Origin of the sequence: Streptomyces griseomycini (genome assembly GCF_014203535.1) — a bacterium.
GTDB lineage: Bacteria > Actinomycetota > Actinomycetes > Streptomycetales > Streptomycetaceae > Streptomyces > Streptomyces griseomycini.
The window spans coordinates 165,038-185,160 of the sequence record NZ_JACHJI010000005.1 but is presented as its reverse complement, the minus strand read 5'-3'; the positions used below and the strand labels follow the sequence as shown (position 1 = coordinate 185,160).

The 20,123-nt window shown below is 75.5% G+C and carries 16 protein-coding genes and 1 pseudogene; 9 read left to right on the top strand and 8 right to left on the bottom strand.

What is annotated here, in order from left to right:
* Positions 1 to 49: 49 nt before the first annotated feature.
* Entirely contained in the window at positions 50 to 1,165 is a 1,116-nt protein-coding gene (locus tag FHS37_RS15445) for an AI-2E family transporter (RefSeq protein ID WP_184821474.1), read from the bottom strand.
* 86 nt (positions 1,166 to 1,251) lie between these two features.
* Complete coding sequence (locus FHS37_RS15440; RefSeq protein ID WP_184821473.1) at positions 1,252 to 3,381, bottom strand: SpoIIE family protein phosphatase; 2,130 nt, start codon at positions 3,379 to 3,381, stop codon at positions 1,252 to 1,254.
* Between the two features lie 306 nt (positions 3,382 to 3,687).
* On the opposite strand from FHS37_RS15440, the gene lanKC reads away from it, so the two are divergent.
* The 4 genes from lanKC (at position 3,688) to FHS37_RS15420 (ending at position 10,312) form a co-directional block, all read left to right on the top strand.
* Positions 3,688 to 6,354, top strand: coding sequence for a class III lanthionine synthetase LanKC (gene lanKC, locus FHS37_RS15435; protein ID WP_184822120.1), 2,667 nt, complete (start codon positions 3,688 to 3,690; stop codon positions 6,352 to 6,354).
* Positions 6,351 to 6,479 carry a mycelium formation morphogenetic lantipeptide SapB gene (gene ramS / locus FHS37_RS15430; RefSeq protein WP_184821471.1) on the top strand — a complete coding sequence of 43 codons (129 nt, stop codon included), beginning with the start codon at positions 6,351 to 6,353 and terminating at the stop codon, positions 6,477 to 6,479. Before lanKC ends, ramS begins: the two co-directional genes overlap by 4 nt.
* A 156-nt stretch (positions 6,480 to 6,635) precedes the next feature.
* Positions 6,636 to 8,414, top strand: coding sequence for an ABC transporter ATP-binding protein (locus FHS37_RS15425; RefSeq protein WP_184821463.1), 1,779 nt, complete (start codon positions 6,636 to 6,638; stop codon positions 8,412 to 8,414).
* Positions 8,411 to 10,312 (top strand): ATP-binding cassette domain-containing protein, encoded by a 1,902-nt coding sequence (locus FHS37_RS15420; protein WP_184821461.1) that lies wholly within the window; start codon positions 8,411 to 8,413, stop codon positions 10,310 to 10,312. The genes FHS37_RS15425 and FHS37_RS15420 overlap by 4 nt, the downstream gene beginning before the upstream one ends.
* Positions 10,313 to 10,386: 74 nt before the next feature.
* Here the strand turns inward: FHS37_RS15420 and FHS37_RS15415 are convergent, their stop codons facing one another.
* A complete protein-coding gene (locus FHS37_RS15415; RefSeq protein WP_221499846.1) occupies positions 10,387 to 10,983 on the bottom strand; it encodes a response regulator transcription factor in 597 nt (198 codons plus the stop codon).
* Positions 10,984 to 11,387: 404 nt separating this feature from the next.
* Positions 11,388 to 11,630 (bottom strand): acyl carrier protein, encoded by a 243-nt coding sequence (locus tag FHS37_RS15410; protein WP_184821451.1) that lies wholly within the window; start codon positions 11,628 to 11,630, stop codon positions 11,388 to 11,390.
* Positions 11,631 to 11,793: 163 nt separating this feature from the next.
* Between FHS37_RS15410 and FHS37_RS15405 the strand changes: the two genes are divergently transcribed.
* Positions 11,794 to 14,499, top strand: a complete 2,706-nt coding sequence (locus FHS37_RS15405; protein WP_184821449.1) for a SpoIIE family protein phosphatase — start codon at positions 11,794 to 11,796, stop codon at positions 14,497 to 14,499.
* A gap of 27 nt (positions 14,500 to 14,526) precedes the next feature.
* Positions 14,527 to 15,564: an endonuclease/exonuclease/phosphatase family protein gene (locus FHS37_RS15400; RefSeq protein ID WP_184821447.1), complete on the top strand. Its 1,038-nt coding sequence runs from the start codon at positions 14,527 to 14,529 to the stop codon at positions 15,562 to 15,564.
* A gap of 36 nt (positions 15,565 to 15,600) precedes the next feature.
* Here the strand turns inward: FHS37_RS15400 and FHS37_RS15395 are convergent, their stop codons facing one another.
* On the bottom strand, positions 15,601 to 16,815 hold the full coding sequence (locus tag FHS37_RS15395; RefSeq protein ID WP_184821445.1) for a hypothetical protein: 1,215 nt from the start codon (positions 16,813 to 16,815) through the stop codon (positions 15,601 to 15,603).
* On the opposite strand from FHS37_RS15395, the pseudogene FHS37_RS15390 reads away from it, so the two are divergent.
* Both FHS37_RS15390 and FHS37_RS15385 read left to right on the top strand, forming a co-directional pair.
* Positions 16,745 to 17,284, top strand: a pseudogene (locus FHS37_RS15390) (hypothetical protein); the annotation flags it as partial. The gene FHS37_RS15395 and the pseudogene FHS37_RS15390 overlap by 71 nt on opposite strands.
* A 190-nt stretch (positions 17,285 to 17,474) precedes the next feature.
* Positions 17,475 to 18,059 carry a GNAT family N-acetyltransferase gene (locus FHS37_RS15385; RefSeq protein ID WP_184821443.1) on the top strand — a complete coding sequence of 195 codons (585 nt, stop codon included), beginning with the start codon at positions 17,475 to 17,477 and terminating at the stop codon, positions 18,057 to 18,059.
* A 69-nt stretch (positions 18,060 to 18,128) separates the two neighbouring features.
* On the opposite strand, the gene FHS37_RS15380 is transcribed toward FHS37_RS15385, so the two are convergent.
* The 3 genes from FHS37_RS15380 to FHS37_RS15370 all read right to left on the bottom strand — a co-directional run bounded on the left by FHS37_RS15380 (position 18,129) and on the right by FHS37_RS15370 (position 19,188).
* Positions 18,129 to 18,437 (bottom strand): hypothetical protein, encoded by a 309-nt coding sequence (locus tag FHS37_RS15380; RefSeq protein WP_184821442.1) that lies wholly within the window; start codon positions 18,435 to 18,437, stop codon positions 18,129 to 18,131.
* Between the two features lie 19 nt (positions 18,438 to 18,456).
* Positions 18,457 to 18,870 (bottom strand): SRPBCC family protein, encoded by a 414-nt coding sequence (locus tag FHS37_RS15375; protein ID WP_184821440.1) that lies wholly within the window; start codon positions 18,868 to 18,870, stop codon positions 18,457 to 18,459.
* A 123-nt stretch (positions 18,871 to 18,993) separates the two neighbouring features.
* Positions 18,994 to 19,188, bottom strand: a complete 195-nt coding sequence (locus FHS37_RS15370) for a DUF2795 domain-containing protein (protein WP_184821438.1) — start codon at positions 19,186 to 19,188, stop codon at positions 18,994 to 18,996.
* A gap of 249 nt (positions 19,189 to 19,437) precedes the next feature.
* Here FHS37_RS15370 and FHS37_RS15365 point away from each other — a divergent pair, with 249 nt between their 5' ends.
* Positions 19,438 to 20,097: a lysophospholipid acyltransferase family protein gene (locus FHS37_RS15365; protein ID WP_184821436.1), complete on the top strand. Its 660-nt coding sequence runs from the start codon at positions 19,438 to 19,440 to the stop codon at positions 20,095 to 20,097.
* Positions 20,098 to 20,123: the final 26 nt, after the last annotated feature.

Genomic DNA, 20,123 nt, shown 5'->3' with positions numbered 1-20,123 from the left:
TTGTGCCGGCGTGCCGGAGACGTGCCGGCCGCCGGAGCGGGCGGGCCCGCTACGACGGGGCGCCGGCACCGGTGCCCGGGCCGTCGGTCCGCGGGGCCTGCGGCGGGTCGCCGAGCTGCTCGCGCAGGTAGTTCCAGACCACCGCGATCAGCGCGGCGACCGGTACGGCGAGCAGGCTGCCGACGATGCCGGTCAGGCTTCCGCCCAGCGTCACCGCCAGCAGGACGACCGCCGCGTGCAGGCCGAGTCCCCGGCTCTGGATGATCGGCTGGAACACGTTGCCCTCGAGCTGCTGCACCACGACGATGATCGCCAGCACGATCAGCGCGTCCGTCAGGCCGTTCGACACGAGCGCGATGAGCACCGCCACGAAGCCGGCGAACAGGGCACCCACGATGGGCACGAACGCGGACACGAAGGTCAGCACCGCGAGCGGGAGCACCAGGGGGACGTCCAGGATCCACAGGCCCAGTCCGATGAGCACGGCGTCGAGCAGACCGACGAGCGCCTGGGACCGTACGAACGCGCCCAGGGTGTCCCAGCACCGCGCGGCCACGGCCGGGACGTCGGTGGCGAGCCGGCCGGGGAGCTGACGGCCGAGCCACGGCAGGAAGCGCGGACCGTCCTTGAGGAAGAAGAACATCAGGAAGAGCGCCAGAACGGCCGTGACCACACCGCTGAAGACGGTGCTCACGCCGGTGACCGCGGTGGTGGCGATGGATCCGGCGCTGTCCTGGATGCGGGCGACCGCGGTGTCGAAGGCACCGGCGATCTGGGCGTCGTCGATGTTCAGCGGCGGCCCGGCGGCCCATTCGCGCAGCCTCTGGATGCCTTCGACGACACCGTCGGCCAGCTCGCCGGACTCCGACGCCACGGGCACCGCGATCAGCGCCACGGTGCCCGTGGCCACCAGCAGGAACAGGACGGTCACGACGGACGCGGCGAGCGCCGGGGCCAGACCGCGCCGGCGCAGGAAGCGGGTCAGGGGCCAGGTGAGCGTGGTGAGGAGGAGGGCGACTATCAGCGGCCAGACCACCGACCACATCCGGCCCAGCACCCACAGAACCGCCGCGGCCATCACCAGGACCAGCAGCAGCTCGCCGGAGACCCGCGCCGACGCGCGGAGCGCTTCGCGGGTTCTCCTCGAATTCAACGTCGCAGACATGGGGGCACCTTATGGGGCCCGGCCGTCCCGAGGCCTCCTGCCCCCGCGTACGCACCGGCGGGGCGGTCGGCGGTACGCGGGCCGGCTCAGCCCCGCCGGTGCCGACCGGCCTCGAGGTGGAGGACGAGGAGCGCGATGTCGTCGGCGCGCTGTCCGGCCTCGCCCGCCTGCGCCAGCAGTTCGCCGAGGAGCAGATCGAGGTCCCGGTCGTCGGCGTGGGCGAGACGGCGCGCGAGCCGGGCGATGGAGTCGTCGATGTCGGTTCCCGGCGTCTCGACCAGTCCGTCGGTGTAGAAGACGAGGGTGAGGCCCGGGGTGAGCGGGATCCCGGTCGTGGGGAAGACCGCCCCGGGATCGATGCCCAGGGGCGGTCCCGGTCGGACGTCGGCCGGACGGGTCTCGCCGCCGGGGAGGCGCAGGAGGGGCGGCGGATGGCCGGCGGTGGCCAGGGTGGCACGGCGGCGGGCGAAGTCGAGGTGGGCGTAGAGGCAACTGGTGAACAGGTCCGGGCCCAGCTCCGTGACGAGGCGGTTCGTCCCGGACAGAACCCGGTCCGGGGGCGTGCCGAAGGTCGCGTGCGCGTGCACGGCCGTGCGGACCTGTCCCATCAGCGCGGCGGCCGCCGCGTTGTGCCCCTGGACGTCTCCGATGACGGCGGCGGCGGCGGAGTCACCGAGCCGGATCAGGTCGTAGAAGTCTCCGCCGATGTCCATGCCGCGGGTGGCGGGCAGGTAGCGGGCGGCGACCCGCAGGCCGGTGACCGCCGGCAGAGTGCGCGGGAGCAGCGCCTGCTGGAGGCTGCGGGCCAGGTCGTGCTTGGCGTCGTACAGGCGGGCGCGGTCGAGGGCGTGGGCGACGAGTCCGGCGAGCGAGGTCAGGACGGCCCGTTCCTCGGCGTGGAACGCGTGGGGCTCGTCGTAGGAGAGGATGCAGCAGCCGACGGGGCGGCCGGAGACGACCAGCGGCAGGAAGGCCCAGGCCTGCTTGCCGCTGATCTGTGGTGCTTCGGGGTGGGCGCGCCGCATCTCCTCCGGGTCGGAGAAGAAGGAGGGGCTGCCGCTGTCGAGCGCCTGCCCCGCCGGGGTGAGGACGGTGTCCAGGGGGAGGCCGTCCAGGCGTGCGATGGTGTCGGGGGCGTAACCGCGGTGACCGGTGATCCGCAGCCGGCCGGCCTCGGCGGTGGACAGCACCAGCCCCTGGGCCCCGAAGGCGGGCATGATCTGCTCGGCGACCAGGTCGATGACGTCCTGGACCCCGACCACCTCGGTCAGCGCCGCGGCCAGGTGGGTGAGCTGGTAGATCTGCCCCGCGCGGGCCGGCGAGACGCCGGTGCGGTGGTAGGGCGCCGGCGCGGGCGGGGGCTGGGCACCGCTGGGGACGATGCGCACGCTGATGCCGCTGGCGTCCGGGTAGAGGTGGAAATCCAGGTACCGGTCCGGCGGGCGGCACGCGGTGAAGGCGACGGGCTCCCGGCTGATGACCGCGGCACGGTAGCGGTCCTCGTAGGTGGGGTCGTCGAGCCAGCGCAGGGACTGCCACGGCAGTGTGCCCAGCAGTTGCTCGGCGTCCCGGCCCAGCAGGTCGCCGGCGCCGGAACTGACGTAGACGAAGCGTCCCGTCAGGTCCAGGGCGCAACTGCCGCCGGGCAGGCGTTCGGCGAAGTCGGCGACGGCCATCGTCGGGCTCGTCATCCGCCGGGCGGTACCGGCGCCCAGGACGCGGGGCCGGTCGGCATGTTGCGGGGGCGCACCGTGTCCGGCGGCTTCCTCGAGCAGCCGGGCCAGGCTCCGGCAGCGGGACATGATGTGGCCGCGCTCCCGCCCGGTCATGTGCGGGGGTCGGGTGGCCGGCCACATCAGCAGCAGGGCACCCCACCGGCGGGCGCCGGTGACCGGCGCGGCGACCAGCGCCAGCGGGTAGGGCAGCACCATCGCGGTCCGCGGGTAGGAGCGGGCCATCTCCTCCTGGTCGCCCACCCACACCAGGCGGTCCTCCCGGACCGCGTCGGCCACCGGGGCCGGAGCGGCCAGCGAGAGCCGCGTCCACGGGGCGGCGAGACCGGCCGACGCCCCGTACAGCACGTCCAGGTGCAGCAGCGGCTCGTCCGGCACGAGCAGGTAGAGCGCGCCGATGGACGCGCCGGTGCCCCGCACCGCCTCCGCGAAGGCGGCGTCCAGCGCTTCGGTGCCGGCGGCCGGACCGTCCGTTCCGGTCACGGGGCGCCCCCGGCGTCACGGGGGAAGGTCCCCCGCCGGCTGCGGGCCGTCATCTGCTCCACCGTGGCTCTGGGAATCCCGCGCGGATTCGCCGATGGAAGGACGGTACCCCCGCGGGGGACGAGCGGCATGCGGTGGAGCCGTCACCGGCGGGACCGGCACGGTGCTCCCGGGTGCGCCCGCCGTCCGGTCCCGCGAAGTTACCCGTGCGTTCCGCACATCGGAGTCATGACAGCGGTGACTGTCGACGACGGTGCGCCCCGTGACAGCGTCTTCCCCGTCACCCGCCGGTGGAAGGGAGAGGGCGTGAACAAGGGCTACGCCGTGTACTGCGACGCGGACCCGTACTTCTACGACGCTCCGCATCGCACGGCCCCCGGCACCGGTGCCGGGAACTCCCGGTACGCCGCGGCCGGTCTGCCCGTCCCGGAGGGGTGGCAGCAGAACGAGAGCGGGGACTGGCTCGCCCTGCGGCCGGTGGACGCCGACCTGCCCGACCAGGGCTGGAAGATCCACGTCTCCGCGTGCCTCGACAACGCGGAGTCCGTGCTGGAGCGCGTCCGCGACCACTGCCTCGCCCACGGGACGGCGTTCAAGTTCGTCCCCAGCCGCTACCTGCTGCACCAGCGCAACGCCAAGTACGCCGACCGGGCCGGCAGCGGCAAGTTCATCACCGTGTACCCGGCGGACGAGGCGCGCTTCGAACGCCTCGCGGGCGAGCTGTCGGACCTGCTGGCCGGGGAGCCCGGCCCCCGCATCCTGAGCGACCTGAGACTCGGTGACGGCCCCGTGCACGTCCGGTACGGCGGCTTCACCCGACGCGACTGCTACGACGAGAACGGTGAGCTGCGGCCCGCCGTGGCCCGTCCCGACGGGGTGCTGGTGCCCGACCCGCGCGGTCCCGTCTTCCGCGTGCCGGACTGGGTGACCCCGCCCGCCTTCCTGCGCCCGCACCTGGACGCCCGCGCCGCGGTGACCGTGGCGGACCTGCCGTACACGATCGAGTCGGCGCTGCACTTCTCCAACGGCGGGGGCGTCTACCTCGCCCGGGACACCCGTACCGGCGCGCGGGTGGTCCTCAAGGAGGCCCGCCCGTACGCCGGGCTGGCCGCCGACGGCGCCGACGCGGTGACCCGGCTGCACCGCGAACGCCGGGCGCTGGAACGCCTGTCGGGTCTCGGCTGCACGCCCGAGGTGCTCGACCACCTGACCGTCGGGGAGCACCACTTCCTCGTGCTGGAGCACATCGACGGCAAGCCGCTCAACACGTTCTTCGCGCGTCGTCATCCGCTCATCGAGGCCGACCCGGGCGAGGAGCGGCTGGCCGAGTACACCGCCTGGGCCCTCGACGTCCACGCCCGGGTGGAACGGGCCGTCGCGGACGTCCACGCGCGGGGTGTGGTCTTCAACGACCTGCACCTGTTCAACATCATGGTCCGCGAGAACGGCGACGTCGCGCTGCTGGACTTCGAGGCTGCGCACCACGTCGACGAGCCGGGCCGGCAGACCGTCGCGAACCCCGGGTTCGTCGCGCCTCCCGACCGGCGGGGGGTGGCGGTGGACCGGTACGCGCTGGCCTGTCTGCGGCTGGCGCTGTTCCTCCCGCTCACCAGTCTGCTCGCGCTGGACCGGCGCAAGGCGGGACACCTCGCCGACCTGGTGGCGCGCCAGTTCCCGGTCGACCGCGGCTTCCTGGACGCGGCCGTCGAGGAGATCACGGACGGTGCCGCGGATCCGCCCGCGGCCCGGCGGGGCGCGGAACCGGCCGCGCCCGTCGAGCCGGTCGTCCCCGTCGAGCCGGGCGACTGGCCCCGCAGCCGGGAGTCGATGGCCGCGGCCATCCGCGCGTCGGCGACGCCGTCCCGCGCGGACCGCCTCTTCCCCGGGGACATCGCGCAGTTCGCCACGGCGGGCGGCGGACTGGCGTTCGGCCACGGCGCGGCCGGCGTGCTGTACGCCCTGGCCGAGAGCGGGGCGGGACGCCACGGGGACGGTGAGCAGTGGCTGCTGGAGCGGACCAAGCAACCGCCGTCGGGCATGCCGCTCGGTTTCCACGACGGGCTCGCCGGGATCGCCTGGACACTGGAGTACCTCGGCCATCGCGACCGTGCGCTCGATCTCGCCGAGCTGCTGCTCGACCAGTCCTTCGACCACCTCTCCGCGGACCTGCACGGCGGCACCGCCGGGCTGGGCCTGGCGCTGGACTCGCTGGCCGCCGCCACCGGCGACACCGCGCTCCGTTCGGCGGCCCTGCGCTGCGCCGAGCTGACCGCACGCGGTGCGCCGGCCCCGGGCAAGGCCCCGGCCCGGCCCCGTGCGGGACTGCTGTACGGAGCGGCGGGGCGCGCCCTGCTCTTCGTGCGCCTGTACGAACGCACCGGGGACGCCGGCCTGCTGGAGCTCGCGGCCGACGCGCTGCGCCAGGACCTCGCCCGCTGCGTCCGGGGGGCGGGCGGCGCCCTCCAGGTCGACGAGGGCTGGCGCACCATGCCCTACCTGGGAGCGGGCAGCGTGGGCATCGGCATGGTGCTCGACGACTACCTCGCCCACCGCGACGACGAGGAGTTCGCCCGGGCGAGGGACGAGATCGTGGCGGCGGCACAGGCCATGTTCTACGCCCAGCCGGGGCTGTACCGGGGGGTGGCCGGGATGGTGCTCTTCCTCGGGCGCACCGCGGCCACCGGGCCCGGCACCGGACGCGAGGCCGTCCGGCGCCAGCTCGACGCGCTGTCCTGGCACGCCCTGTCCTACCGGGGCCGGCTCGCCTTCCCCGGCGAGCAGATGATGCGCCTGTCCATGGACCTCTCCACCGGGACGGCCGGATGCCTGCTGGCCGTCGCCTCCGTGAGCGGCGGCCCGCCGGCCGGGCTGCCGTTCCTCCCGCCGCTGCCCCGGAGGGCAGCGGCCCCAGAGCCGGCCCCACCCGGGGCCGTGAAAGAGAACCCGTTGCCGAACGAAGGGATGATGTCATGAACCTGTTCGAACTGCAGTCGCTGGAGACCCCCAAGGACGAGGCCATGGGGGACGTGGAGTCGGGCAGCCGCGCGAGCCTGCTGCTCTGCGGCGACAGCAGCCTGAGCGTCACGACCTGCAACTGACGTTCGAGCTGACTGCCGCGGCGACGCGGTCGACCGCGTCGCCCGGCACCGGCGCCCCGGGCTTCCCGCCCGGGGCGCCGGTGCGGTGCGCCGGCCGGGACGCCGATGTTCGGCCGGCGCCTCAGGACCGTGGGACGGACGGAGGGAAGCCGGCTGGTGCGCACGACCAAGACCCGGCCGCGGCAGGCGCACGCGGTGCCGGACGGGGCCGACGGCACCGGCCCGGGCCCCGCGCCCGCACTGCTGGTGCTGCTGTGCTCGGTCGCGGCGGCAGCGGCGGCGGTGGCCCAGCCCCTCGTCCTCGGCCACACCCTGGACCTGCTGCTGCGCGGCGGCGACGCGGGCCACTGGCCGGCCCTGAGCGCCGCGCTGCTCGTCGGCGAGGTGCTGCTCGACAGCCTCACCGCGCTGTTCACCGGCCGCTGCAACGCCGGGTGGACGGCCTCGATCCGGTCCCGCGCCTTCACCGGTCTGCTGCGCGGCGTACCGGACCGCGCACGGCCGTACTCCCCCGGCGACGTCGGGACCCGCCTCACCCTCAACGCCGCCGACGCGGGAGGCGCCCCCGCGGCCCGGGCGGCGCTCGCGGCCTCGCTCGTCACCCCGGCCGGCGCGCTCGTGGCGCTGGCCTTCGTGGACCTGTGGGTGGCGGCCTGCGTCCTGGCCGGGCTGCCCGCGCTGGCGCTGGTGCTGCGGGCGTTCGCACGCGACACCGGTGCGTCGGTGGCCGCGTACCAGCGTGTGCAGGCGCAGATCGCGTCCCGGCTGCTGGAGGCCATGGAGGGGGCGGCCACCATCGCCGCCGCCGGGACGGTCGCACGGGAACGGCGGCGCGTGCTGGCGCCGCTGGCGGAACTCGGCGCGCTGGGCGGGCGCATGTGGGCGCTGCACGGGCGGGCGCTGGCCAGGAGCGGCGTCCTCGTGCCGCTCCTGGTGCTGGCCGCCACGGCCGTCGGCGGCGTGCGCCTGGCGTCGGGCTCCCTCAGCGTCGGCGGCCTGCTCGCCGCCTGCCGCTACGCCCAGCTGGCCGCCGGGGTCGGCGGCGCGGCGACGCTGCTGGGCGCGGTCGTGCGGGGGCGCGGGGCGCGGGAGCGCACCCTGGCCCTGGAACGGCTGCCCGCCCTGGCGTACGGACCGTGCGGCCTGCCCCCGGACGGTCCGGGCGACCTCGAACTGCGCGGAGTGCGGGTGCTGCGCGACGGCAGGGAGGTGCTGCGCGTGGACGGGGTGCGGGTGCCGGGCGGCCGTACCACCGCCGTGGTCGGCCGCAGCGGGGCGGGCAAGTCCGTCCTGGCCGCCGTGGCCGGCCGGCTGATCGACCCCGACGAGGGCCATGTGCTGCTGGACGGCGTCCGCCTCGACCGGCTGACCCGCGAGGCACTGCGCACCGAGGTCGCCTTCGCCTTCGAGCGTCCGGTCCTGGGCGAGGGCACCGTCGCCGAGGCGGTCGCCGCCGGGCCGCGGCGCGTGTCGCCCGAACAGGTGCGGCAGGCCGTCCGTGCCGCGGGCGCCGAGGCCTTCGTGCGCCGCCTGCCGCGCGGCCACGACACCCCGCTGCCGTCGGCTCCCCTCTCGGGCGGCGAGCACCAGCGGCTCGGGCTGGCACGGGCGTTCGCGCACGCGGGACGGCTCCTGGTCATGGACGACGCGACGTCCAGTCTCGACACCGCCACGGAGTACGAGGTGGACCGGGCGCTGCGCCGCTCGGTGCGGCCCGGGACCCGCCTGGTCGTCGCGCACCGCCCGTCGGTCGCGGCGCGCGCGGATCAGGTGGTCTGGCTGGAGGACGGACGCGTGCGCGCGGTCGGGCCGCACCGCGAGCTGTGGCAGGAGGCCCGCTACCGGGCGTTGTTCGGCGCCGGCGGGGGCGGTGGGCACGGCGGCCCGGTGCCGCACCGGGAGCACGGGCCCCTGCCCGAAGGGGCACGACCGTGACGGGCGCCGCGGGCAGCCGCGGGGAGGCGAAGGACACCGGATCCGGGGCCCTGCGCCGGACCGTGCCGCCGGCCCGTCGCTTCCTCGCCCGCCGGAAGGGGGTGCTGGCCCGGCTCGCGCTCTGGTCGGTGGCCGAGGCGGGTCAGGCCTTCGTGGTGGGCTACGGCGTCGCGCACGCCGTGGACCAGGGATTCCTCGCCTCCGACACGCGCCGGGGCCTGGGGTGGCTCGCCGTCGCCGCGGTGGCCGTGCTGCTCGGCGCCCCGGTGATGCGGGGCGTGTTCGCCCAGCTGGCCGGACTGACGGAGCCGCTGCGCGACGGCCTCGTGCGGCGCGCGGTCGACCGGTCCCTGGCCGGGGCCCTGGCCCGGCCCGGCGGGACGGACCGGGCGGCGGTCTCCCGGCTGACGAACCAGGTCGAGATCGCCCGGGACAGCTTCGCCGGTCTCGTCCTCACCCTGCGCTCGTTCGTCTTCACCGCCGCCGGAGCCCTGCTGGGGCTGCTGTCGCTGCACCCGGCCCTGCTCGTGGTGGTCCTGCCGCCCCTGCTCGCGGGTCTGGCCCTGTTCCTGGCCACGCTGCGGCCCATGGCCGCGGCCCAGCGGCGGGCCCTGGCGGCCGACGAGGCGCTGGGCGACCACGCGGCCCGCGCACGGGCGGCGCTGCGCGACCTCACGGCCTGCGGAACCGGGCCCGAGGTGGAGCGGCGTGCCGCGGAACTGGTCGCCGGCGCCGCCGCGTCGGCGCGGGTCCTGGCCCGCTGGGCGGCGGTGCGCACGGCGGCGCTCGGTGTCGCGGGCCACCTGCCCGTCCTGACGCTGCTGGTGACCGTGCCCTGGCTGCGCGAGCGGGGCGTGACGGCCGGTGCGCTGCTGGGGGCCTTCACCTATCTCGTCCAGTCCCTGCTGCCCGCCGTGCACACGCTGATGACCGCGCTCGGCGCGGCGGGGTCCCGGCTGCTGGTCGTCGTGGACCGGATCGCCGGCCCCGCACCGCAGGAGCCCGCGCACCCGTCCGGGCGCCCCCCGGCGGCCGACGCCGTTTCGCCGGGGGACCACGGCGCGTCCGTCTCCCCGGAGGACCGCGGCGCACCCGCGGCGGCCGGGGCCGGCGCCGCGGGCACGCCGCGGTCCGCCCGGGCCGCGCGCCCGGGGGTCCCCACCGCCCGCGGACCGGCCGCCGCGGTGGAGTTCCGGGCGGTCACCCTGTCCTACGGCGTGCGCGCGGAGCCCGTCCTCGACTCCCTCGACCTGTGCGTCGCCCCCGGCGAGCACATCGCCGTCGTCGGGCCGAGCGGCATCGGGAAGTCGACGCTCACCCGCCTCGTCGCGGGAATGCTCGCGCCCAGCAGCGGCGAGGTGCGGGTGGCCGGCCGGCCGGTCACCGGAGGCACCGCCGACGAGCTCGGCGCCCTGCGCGTGCTGGTGCCCCAGGAGGCGTACGTCTTCGCCGGCACGGTGGGCGAGAACCTCACCTACCTGCGACCGGACGCGTGCCGGGCCGACGTCGACGCCACCGTCCGCTCCCTCGCCCTCCGGCCGCTGGTCGAGCGTCTGGGCGGGCTGGACGCGCCGCTGCGGCCGGACGAGCTGTCCCAGGGCGAGCGGCAGCTCGTCGCCCTGGCGCGCGCCCACCTGTCGGCCGCACCGCTGCTGCTGCTCGACGAGGCGACCTGCCATCTGGACCCGGCGTCGGAGGCGCGGGCGGAGGAGGCGCTCGCACGGCGGCCGGGAACGCTCCTGGTGGTGGCACACCGCCTGTCGTCCGCCGTCCGGGCCGACCGGGTCCTGGTGCTGGACGGCGTACGGACGGTGTGCGGCACGCACCGGGAGGTACTCGCCCGCTCCCCCCTCTACCGCGACCTGACGGGCCACTGGAACGGCGGCTCGCACCGCTGACCGCGGCGGCCGTCCGCCGTACCGGGCGCGGTGCGCCCGCTCCCGCGCACCACGCCCGGTCAGGTCAGGTCAGGTCAGGTCCAGCCGGCGCTCTGGACGATGCGGATCGCGTCCACCCGGTTGCGCGCCCCCACCTTCCGGATCGCCGTGGCCATGTAGTTGCGGACGGTGCCCCGGGACAGGTGCAGACGGGCCGCTATCTCGGCCACCGGCGCCCCCTGGGCGGCCAGGGACACGACGCTCAGCTCGCGGGTGGTCAGCGGCATCCGGGCCCCCTTGAGCAGGGCCACGGTGAGCGTCTCGTCGAGGAACCGCTCGCCCTTGGCGACCGTGTGCACCGCCGTGATCAGCCGCTGGGCGGAGGCGTTCTTGTCGACGAGGCCGAGCGCTCCGCCGTCGAAGGCCCGGTGGAGCACGCCCGGGCGCTCCGGGGCCGCCAGCACGACGAGCCGGTCCCCGCACAGCGCCCGGAGGGACGCGCCGTACGCCGCGCCCGACCCCTCCAGACGGTCCCCGTCGACCACGCACACGTCCGTCGGCTCCGCGCGGTGGTCCGGTGCGCCGGCACGGGGGCACAGGGAGGAGACCTCCAGCGCGTCGTCGGACCTGAGCAGTTGGACCAACGCCGAACGAAGGAGTCCCTCGTCGTGCACCACGAGAACCCGAACCATTCCCACCCCGCCCCTCTTCACCGGCTGTTCCGTCGGCCAACCGGACGCCCTCCCGTGCCACCCGGCCAAGTGCCCCCTTCCGCGCCACGGGAACACGGCAGAGCCGGACAGGGCGGGTGCACCGGAACCAACACGCCGTTTTCCGCGCCGCGGAGAGGGCGGGAGAGCGGGGCGCGACCGCGCGGAAAGTGGCGGGAAACCGTGGGGCGGGAGGACCGGGCCGTGCGGTGACGACCGGACCGCTGCCCTGGCCGGGGCGGAGCACGGCCCGGCCGGAGGGCCGCTCACCGCGTGGCGGGCCGTGCGGGAAGGACGTTCCGTCCGGCCGGAAAGAGCCGTCTTTCACTATGACGTGAAAGCCACCGGTCCTTCTTGTGGCCCCGGCGTTCCACGCCCCCTACCGGTCAGTCAACCGCGGGGCCGGCCTTCTCCGTGCCGGACAGCCGGACCAGGAACCGGTGGCAGCGGGCCGCGCGTTCCGCGTCCTGTTCCATGACGGACCGGAAGAAGTCGGCGATCTCCTTCTCGTCCGCGTTCTCCGCGTCGCGTACGTACTGGCCGTAGTCGTGCCCCGCCTTCAGTGAGTGGTACTGGACGGAGACGAGGTCGTACACGATGTCGCTGAACCCCGTTTCGCCTGTCGCCATGGATCCTCCCTGGGTGTGCGGGGAACGGGTCGGGGACCGGGTATCCCCCTTCGGCGGGTGAAACCGGTGCGGAAGCCGACCGGGCGCGGCCCGCCTCACCCGTCCGGCACACACCGGCGGCACGGACACGGGCGGGGCGGGCGCCCTGGGGCAGACTGGGCTCATGGGCGACCCCAAGGCCCGGGGAGCACCGTCACGCCGGTTCCCCGGAGCGCCGCAGAGCGTGGCGGAGGCTCGGTGCTTCGTGCGGTCCGCTCTCGGCGGTGTCGCACCGGACGTGGTGGACACCGCCCGGCTGCTGGTCAGTGAGCTGGTGACCAACGTCGTGCTGCACGCCCGCACGGAGGTGGAGGTGTCGGCCCGCGCCGAGGAGGACGCGGTCCATGTGCGGGTGGGCGACCGGCGGCCGGACCGCGGGCTCGTGCCGCAGGGGGCCTCGCCGTACGCCGGTACGGGACGGGGCCTGGCCCTGGTGGGGCAGTTGTCGTCCCGGCACGGCGTCACCGTGGAGGAAGCGGGCAAGACGGTGTGGTTCGAGCTGCGGCCCGGGACGGCGCCACGGCGGCAGAACGGGTGGGAGACCACCGCACCTCCCCCCGCTTCCGACGGGACGACCGTGACCCTGGTCGACGTGCCGGTGGCGCTCTACCGGGCGTCCCAGCAGCAACGGCACGCGCTGCTGCGCGAGGTCGCCCTGGCCGTGGCCGACGGGCACGACCTCGGTGTGCCGGCGGAGGACCTCGTCGTCGCCCAGGACACGAGCAACGTGCTCACCGCCTGTGTGACGGCGGCGCTGCGGCAGTGGAGCGCCGAGGTGGTGACGGGGTCCCTGTCCTTGTCGGTGCCGCCGGACGCCGGGCCGCGGCTGCGGGACCTGCGCGACGTCCTCGACCTGGTGGAGGAGGCCGCCCGCGGAGAGCGCCTGCTGACCCTCCCGTTCCTCCCGCGTCACCGTGCCTTCCATCGGTGGCTGCTCGATCAGATCGTCGGCCAGCTCGCCGGGGCGGCCCCCACGGCGTGGACGGTGATGCCCCGGGAGCCGGGTACCGGCCCCTCGGCACTGGTGCCGTGGGACGCCGGCCAGGTGCGGGCCAGCAGGGTCCCGACGCTCGCCGCCGACGAGCGGAACCGGATCATCGCGGCGAACGGGCCCGCCGCGGACATGCTCGGCTGGCAGGAGGAGGACCTCGTGGGGCAGCCCCTCACCGCCCTCGTCCCGGAGCACCTCCGAAAACGTCACCTGGTGGGGTTCTTCTCCCTGCTGCTCAGCGGGGAGTCCCGGATCCTGGACCGTTCGGTGCCACTGCCCGCGCTGCACCGCGACGGGCGCCTGATTCCCGTCCGCCTGTTCATCCAGACGCAGGAGGCGACCGACGGCCGCACGGTGTTCGTCGCCCAGCTCGCCCCGAGGGCGGCCGCTCCCGGCCCCTCCGCACGCCCGCCCGGCCGCGTCCGGCCCGCGGCCCTTCAGGAACCCGTCCGGCCGCCTCCGTCGGCCGCCCCGCGTGCCGCCGGGGAGGAAGCGGGCCGCAGCCGGGCGGACACGTCGGCGCTCGAGCGGCTCGCCCTGCTGGCCGACGCGGGGACGGCGTTGGGCAACGCCCCGACCCTGGACGAGGGCCTGCAGCGGGTGGGCGAGCTCCTCACCCGACGGCTGGCCGACTGGTGCGCGGTGGACCTGGTCACCGAGGGCTCCTCGGTGGAGCGGGTCTGCATCGTCCACCGCTCCCCGCACGGTCCGTGGCCCGAGGAGTACGGTGGCCCGCTTCCGCCGGTGTCCGACACCGCCCGGGGGCCCCTGGCCCGCGCACTGCGCGGTGCGGGTCCGCTGCTGCTCGACGGGCCCCCGTCACCCGACCAGGTGACGAGCCCGCTGGACGCCCACTACGTCGGGCTGTTCCGGGTCATGGGCGCGAACAGCGCGGTCGTCGTCCCGCTGCGGGCGCGGCGGGAGGTCATCGGCGTCCTCACCGTGGCCCGCGGCGGCCGGGGCAGGCCGTTCACGGAAGAGGACCTGCCCCTGATCGACGACCTGGTGCGCAACATCGCCCTGGGCGTGGACAACGCCCGGCTCCACCAGCAGACGCACAACATCGCCGAACGCCTCCAGCGCTCACTGCTGCCGGTGCTGCCGGAGGTCGAGCACCTGGAGCTGGCCGCCCGCTATGCGGCGTCCTCCACCACCGCCCAGGTCGGCGGTGACTGGTACGACAGCTTCGTCGTGCCCAGCGGGGACACGGCGCTGGTCATCGGCGACGTCACCGGGCACAACCTCGACGCGGCCATCGCCATGAGCCAGCTGCGCAGCATGCTGCGCGGCATCGCCGTGGACCGCCAGGAGCCGCCCGAAACCGTCCTGCGCCGCCTGGACCTGGCGAACCACAGCCTCCACCGGGAGGTCACCGCGACCTGCCTCTACGGCCTGGTCAAAGGGCCGGCGGACGGCCCCTGGGAGCTGGTGCACTCCTCCGCCGGGCACCTGCCGCCGCTGCTCGTCGGCGCGGACGGCCGCACCCGCTATCTGGAGGACGGCGCGGGGCTGCTGCTCGGCGTGGACCCCGACACGCCCCGCCCCCACGCCCGTGACGCGCTCCCGGCCCACTCGACCGTGCTGCTGTACACCGACGGGCTCGTCGAGCGCCGCGACGAGCACCTGGACCGCGCGCTGGACCGGCTCCGCCGGCACGCCGCCGCTCTGGCCCGCGAGCCCCTGGACGTGTTCTGCGACGAGCTGCTCATCGGGCTGGGCGCCGACAGCGACGACGACATCGCCGTCCTCGCGGCACGGCCCGCGCCGCCGGTCCGACCCGGCCCGCGGCGCGGTGGGGTCGGTCTCCGGGAAACCGACGCGTCCACGGGCTCGTCCTGACAGACGGGACCGAGTGGACGGGAAGTCATGGCGGATCGGGTGGACAGGGGTACGGCGTCGGCGGTGGGGGCGGCTCCGCGTCGGCGGGCGGGGTGGCGGGCACCGGGCGGGGGCACCGCGAAGAGGACGCGGGAACGGTCGGCCTGGACGCGGGGGCGGGTGATCGCCGGGCTCGCGGCGGTGACCGCCGGACTGCTGGCCTTCCACCGGACGGTGCCCAACTCCGTGGGCCGCGTGGGCAGTCTGCTGGAGTCGTTCCTGCCGTGGCTGGGGCTCGTGGTCGTGGCGCTGCTCGGCCTGGCGCTGCTGCGCCGTTCCGCGACGGCGCTGGTGGCCCTGCTCCTGCCGGTCGCGGCCTGGACGTACCTCTTCGGCGGGCTGGTGCTGCCCGGGGACGGGCCGGGCACGCGCGACCTGGTCGTGGTGCAGCACAACGTCAGCGACGAGAACCCCGACCCGGCGGGCACGGCCCGCGCCCTGGCCGACGCCCGGCCCGACCTCATCGCGCTGCAGGAACTGGTGCCCGGGGCGCTGCCGGTCTACGAGCGGACCCTCGCCGCACGCTACCCGTACCACGCGGTCCGGGGGACCGTCGGGCTCTGGTCGCGGTATCCGCTCACCGGCGCCCGGCTGCTGGACATCAGGCCCCGTGGGGTCACGGACGCCTGGAACCGCGGGCTGCGCACCGTGGTCCGCACGCCGTACGGCGACGTCGCGGCGTTCGTCGCGCACCTGCCCTCGGTCCGCGTGCGGGCGAGCGGCCTCGAGTCCTCCCTGCGCGACGAGAGCGCCGGTCTGCTGGGCGAGGCCGTCGCCGCCGAGGACCTCAGGACCGTCATCCTGCTGGGCGACCTGAACGGCACCGTCGACGACCGCGGCCTGGCACCGATCACCTCACGGATGAACGCGGCGGAGCGGGGTTTCGCCTTCAGCTTCCCCGCCGCCTTCCCACTGGCCCGGATCGACCAGGTCATGGCCCGCTCGGCGACCGTCGTCCGGATCCGCGCCCTGCCCGCCACCGGCAGCGACCACCTGCCGGTGGCGGCGCGGATCGCACTCGGCTGACGGATCGGCCACGCCCGGAGGCGTGCGGCGGAACGCTCACTCCTCCCTGTGGTCCGGTCCGTGGTGGCTGCGGGTGATGAGCCAGGTCCCGCCGACCACCAGCAGGGCGAAGACCGCCAGGCCCACGCCCTGCGCGGCCAGGAGCCACAGACGGTCCGACAGCGTGAGGTCTCCGGTGAGGGTGACCTGGAGGGAACCCACGGCGAAGGCGATGGCCGCCGTGAAGACGGCGACGACTTCGACGGCGCGCACCGAGGAGGTGTGGAGGGAGCGTTCCACCCGGGTGTTGGCCGCCGTCTGCCGTTCCCAGCGGCGTTGCTGCTCCGCGTCCCGCAGGGCCTGCAGACGTCCCTCACGGATCGCCTCCCGCTTCGTCAGGTACTGGTCCTGCAGCACGCCGAGGCTGGCGGTGGGACTCGTCGCCAGCAGGGCGAGTGCGGTGTCGATGCTCCGCAGCGCCGCGTCGTACTGCCCGCACAGGTGCAGCCCGGCGGCCAGGCGCCCGTGGAACATGTGGTCGTCGGGGTAGGCCTCCACCGCCTCCGCCGCCCGGTCGCGCAGCAGCTCGCCCTGGCCTTCGAAAGGGGCGGCGAAGGCCAGGCCGTTGAGGCAGATGTCCACCGTGTGCCGGGTGCGCCCCGCCGCGGACCAGGCCTGCTCCAGCAGCTCACAGGCGTACGCGGCCGTCAGTGTCCGGCTGCCGAACGCGGCGAACGACCGGAGCGCCACGAAGACGGGTCTCTCGCGCAGGGAGCCGGCGGCCGCGGCCGGGGAGGAGAACTCCAGGAAGGCGTGCAACTCGTCGAAGCAGAAGTTCGCCCGCAGCTTGCCCGCCTGGAACAGCGTGAGGAAGAACCCGATCCGCTCGGCCTCCGGGCCGGTGCCCGCCTCTCCCACCGCCTCCGCGACCTGTTCCGCGGACTCCACGCTCCCCCTGTTCAGGAACCCGTTGCCCAGAGCCCACTGCTCGGCGACCTCGCCCCAGTTCTCGTCCCGCACGTGGTCCGCCATCCACCGCGCGCACTCGAAGGCCGTGCGCGCGGTGGGCCGGTGCAGGAAACGACTCCGCCAGTAGCGGTCGGCACACCTGAAGTAGGGGTCCGCGCGCAGGTCCGCCGAGCGCACCTCGAAGGACGGTACCGTCCCCGCCGCCAGCAACGCCGCGGCGGTCTCCTCGCAGATGCGGTCGCGTGTTCCGGCGTCGACGCAGCGTGCCCCGTCCAACCGCGAGTTCACCGTTGCCGTGTCCATGCGCTCCCTCGACCTCCGCCGTGCCACCCTCGGGATGATCACCAGAACATACCCGTGGGGGGCGGGAGTTGCGCTCGCGGTCCTGCTCGTCGTGGGTACCGCGGTCGCGGTCGTCGTCGAGCGGGCGGTCGGCTCCCGCCCGCCGCTCCGCGCGTTCCTCGCCATGGTGTTCGCCGTGGCGACCCGGACCGCCGGCCGCCGCGTCACCACGAACCGCACGTGGTGGTGGGCGGCCGTGCCGATCGGCGTCGCCGTGCTCCCGGTCGTCGTGCCGCTCGTGGCCATCGGGCCGCTCCCGGTCCGGGGCACCGCGCTCGTCCCCGTCACCGGCGTCCTCGTCGGGGGCGCGCCGACCGCGACGGTGCCCGCCGGAGGAGCCGGCACGCGCCACGGCGAGGTCGCGGCCGCGCTGTCCCCCGGGTTCCCGGAGCGGGAGGCCCGGCTGGAGATCGTCCGCATCCCGGCCGCCGGAGCGCTGATCCCGGCACTCGACCGGGCAAGGACGGGCGGGCCGGTCACTCTGCCGGGGCGTTCACCGGCACGCCGGCCGGCGGGGTCTCGCCCCCGCCGGCCGTCGCCCGGGCACCTGACCGGGGGCGGCGGCGCACCCCCGGTGAAATGCGTTGTCGGCGTCCGCCGGCCGCGAGAACATCCGGTACGTGGAAGAACCTGCCGACATCCTCCGCTGCGAGCGGGTGGAACTGCGCCGGTGGCGCATGAGCGACCTCGACGCCCTGGAGCGCACGATCCACGAGTCCCTGGACCACCTCGTGCCGTGGATGCCCTGGGCGTCCGACCCGCCCGACCGTCAGCAGCTCGCCGATTTCCTCGCCCGGAACCAGGAGCAGTGGAGGACCGGGGAGGCCTATGCCTACGCCATCACGTCGGACGGCGCGATGACCGGCAGCTGTGGGCTCTACCGCCGCATCGGTGCGGGCGGACTCGACATCGGCTACTGGCTCCACCCCCGCTGGACCGGGCGGGGGCTGGCCACCATGGCCGCGACGGCTCTGGTCCGGCAGGGCTTCCGGCTGGCGGACATCGACCGCATCGAGATCCACCACGACGCCGCCAACCCGGCCAGCGGGGGCGTCGCCCGCCGCCTGGGGTTCGTCGAAGTGGGACGTGTACCGGTTCCCACGGGGCCGACGGCTCCCGGCGAGGTGGGCATCGACGTCGTCTGCCGGATGACCGCGCACCGGTGGAGGGCGAGGACGGCCGCGCGGAACCGGCGGGCCGGCTGAGCGGCCGCGGGGGCGCCGCGGCACCGACGGTCTCCACGCGCCGGAACCGCGGGCCGTCCCTCCCCGCGTTCACGGTCGCGGGTTGGTGCGCTGCCACCGCGGGCGTGCGTCACCGCCGCGGCGTCCGGCGACGGACGCGCAGCGCGGGCACTGGCGCCGGACCCGGTCCGCCGCGCCCCCGGACTCCGGGAAGGTGTCCGACCAGGAGACGTGCGGGAACCGGATCAGCCGCGCGCGGCTGAGGGGCAGCCCGCAGACGGTCTGGTTCAGGCCCGGCTCCCAGGCGTGGACCTCCCCGGCGGGCAACCTGCGCCGGCCCTCCTCCTCGTCGGTCCACTGTCCGGAGGCGGCCACCGCGTACTGCTTCGTGCGAGGCATCTCGTCGTGCCGGACCCGGTCAGCCGGCCGCGTTGTCGACGCGCAGCCGGACCTGTTCCTCCAGCCGCCGGAGGCTGGTGTCCAGGGCGTCGCCCACGGCCTTCTCGCCCGGGTCGTGGCTGTCCTCGAAGAAGGACAGGTGCACCGTGACCTCACTGGCCCCGCTGCCGATGCCGGCCACCTGGAGCCAGCCGGCGTAGCTGCCCTGGTCGCGCGTCCCCCATTCGAGCCGCATCTGGTCCCGCTGGGCCCGCAGCAGGGCGGCCGTGTCCTCGTCGGAGCGGTCCTCGTGCACGGTGACGGCGGGCAGGTCCTCGGCGTGCACGTGCAGGGCTTCCGGCAGCCAGCTGCCCAGCTGGCCGACGTTGGCCGCCTGGTCGAAGACGTGCTCCGGTGCGGCGGGCATCGTGCGTGAACGTTCGTACTCGGTCATTGCGGTACCGCTCCTCGGTTCCTCGGTGCGGGGTCGAAACGGCAGGGCGGGTGTTCGGCCGGCCGGGGGCCGCCCGGCGCGCCCTCCCCGGGCGTACGGCGCCGGCGGCCTCGACGCGGGGCACTACTGGTTGCCGGAGACCGCCTTCTGCACCTCGTCGGGGCCGTCGAACCGTTGGGTCCCGGACTGCGCCAGCTTCTCGACGAGATCGTCGTCCGCGCCGTTGTTCCTGGCCGGCGAGACGAGATCGTCACGGCTGGCGGGGTAGTCGGCGCCTTTGAGGGCTCTCTGCAGATCGATCGGGCTGACGTCGGCCATGGGAGCCTCCCGTCCCGGAACGGCGCGGTGGACCCGCGCGAGGACGTCACGGGTACCCAGGGCACCGGGGGGTGATGACACCGGACGGGCCCCGGAGGAAAGATCTTCTCCGGCCCCCCTCCTTCGGCTCTCCCCGGGACGGGGACCGAGTAGTCCGGCCCTCCCCTCCGAGTACGCGTACTCAGGCGGCGGGAGCGGGCCGTGCACGAGGCTGGCGGGCGAGGTTCCCGCGTGCCGAAAGGACGTCTCTTGCTCAGCCGTGCCGCCGCCGCCCTGCTGCCGTTGTTCGGGCGGCTCACCGTCACCCGCGAAACGGACGGTCCCTTCGCCGCGGGCAGTGTCTTCGTCGCCAACCACGATTCGGTGGCCGATCCCGCGCTCGTGCTGGCCGCTCTGCGCAGGGTGGGGGTGACACCGGTCGTCCTGGCGACGGCGGGCCTCTGGCGCATGCCCGTGCTCGGGCGCGCCCTGGCGAAGGAGGGGCATGTTCCCGTCCACCGGGGGACGGCCCGCGCGGCGGAAGCGCTCGAGGCCGCGGCGGAGGCGGTGCGGTCGGGACGCCACGTGCTGATCTACGCCGAGGGAGGGCTTCCGCGGCGCGGGGACGCGGCGAGTGCCGCTCCCCGGCCCTTCCGCACGGGTCCGGCGCGGCTCGCGGCCGCCACCCGGGCCGCGGTCGTCCCGGTGGGCCAGGCGGGGGCCCGGCGGCTGGCCTCGGGGCCGGCCGCGAAGCAGCTGGCCGGTGTCCTCACCGCCCCGCTGCGCCGTCCCCGCCTCCACGTCCACATCGGCCGCCCCGTGCACCTGCCGGCCGGGGCGTCGGACGGCACGGCGGTGGCGCACCGGGCGGTCACCGCGGCCTGGCGGCAGGCGGCACGGGCCGTGGACGAGCCGGCCGGCGACCGATGACTTTCCGGGCCCTCGCACGTCTACAG

Excerpts from the sequence above, each read along its gene's own strand:
- ramS (WP_184821471.1), top strand. The coding sequence starts at position 6,351 with ATGAACCTGTTCGAACTGCAGTCGCTGGAGACCCCCAAGGACGAGGCC.
- FHS37_RS15415 (WP_221499846.1), bottom strand. The coding sequence starts at position 10,983 with ATGGTTCGGGTTCTCGTGGTGCACGACGAGGGACTCCTTCGTTCGGCG.
- FHS37_RS15395 (WP_184821445.1), bottom strand. The coding sequence starts at position 16,815 with ATGGACACGGCAACGGTGAACTCGCGGTTGGACGGGGCACGCTGCGTC.
- FHS37_RS15410 (WP_184821451.1), bottom strand. The coding sequence starts at position 11,630 with ATGGCGACAGGCGAAACGGGGTTCAGCGACATCGTGTACGACCTCGTC.
- FHS37_RS15370 (WP_184821438.1), bottom strand. The coding sequence starts at position 19,188 with ATGGCCGACGTCAGCCCGATCGATCTGCAGAGAGCCCTCAAAGGCGCC.
- FHS37_RS15405 (WP_184821449.1), top strand. The coding sequence starts at position 11,794 with ATGGGCGACCCCAAGGCCCGGGGAGCACCGTCACGCCGGTTCCCCGGA.
- FHS37_RS15400 (WP_184821447.1), top strand. The coding sequence starts at position 14,527 with ATGGCGGATCGGGTGGACAGGGGTACGGCGTCGGCGGTGGGGGCGGCT.
- FHS37_RS15445 (WP_184821474.1), bottom strand. The coding sequence starts at position 1,165 with ATGTCTGCGACGTTGAATTCGAGGAGAACCCGCGAAGCGCTCCGCGCG.
- FHS37_RS15380 (WP_184821442.1), bottom strand. The coding sequence starts at position 18,437 with ATGCCTCGCACGAAGCAGTACGCGGTGGCCGCCTCCGGACAGTGGACC.
- FHS37_RS15375 (WP_184821440.1), bottom strand. The coding sequence starts at position 18,870 with ATGACCGAGTACGAACGTTCACGCACGATGCCCGCCGCACCGGAGCAC.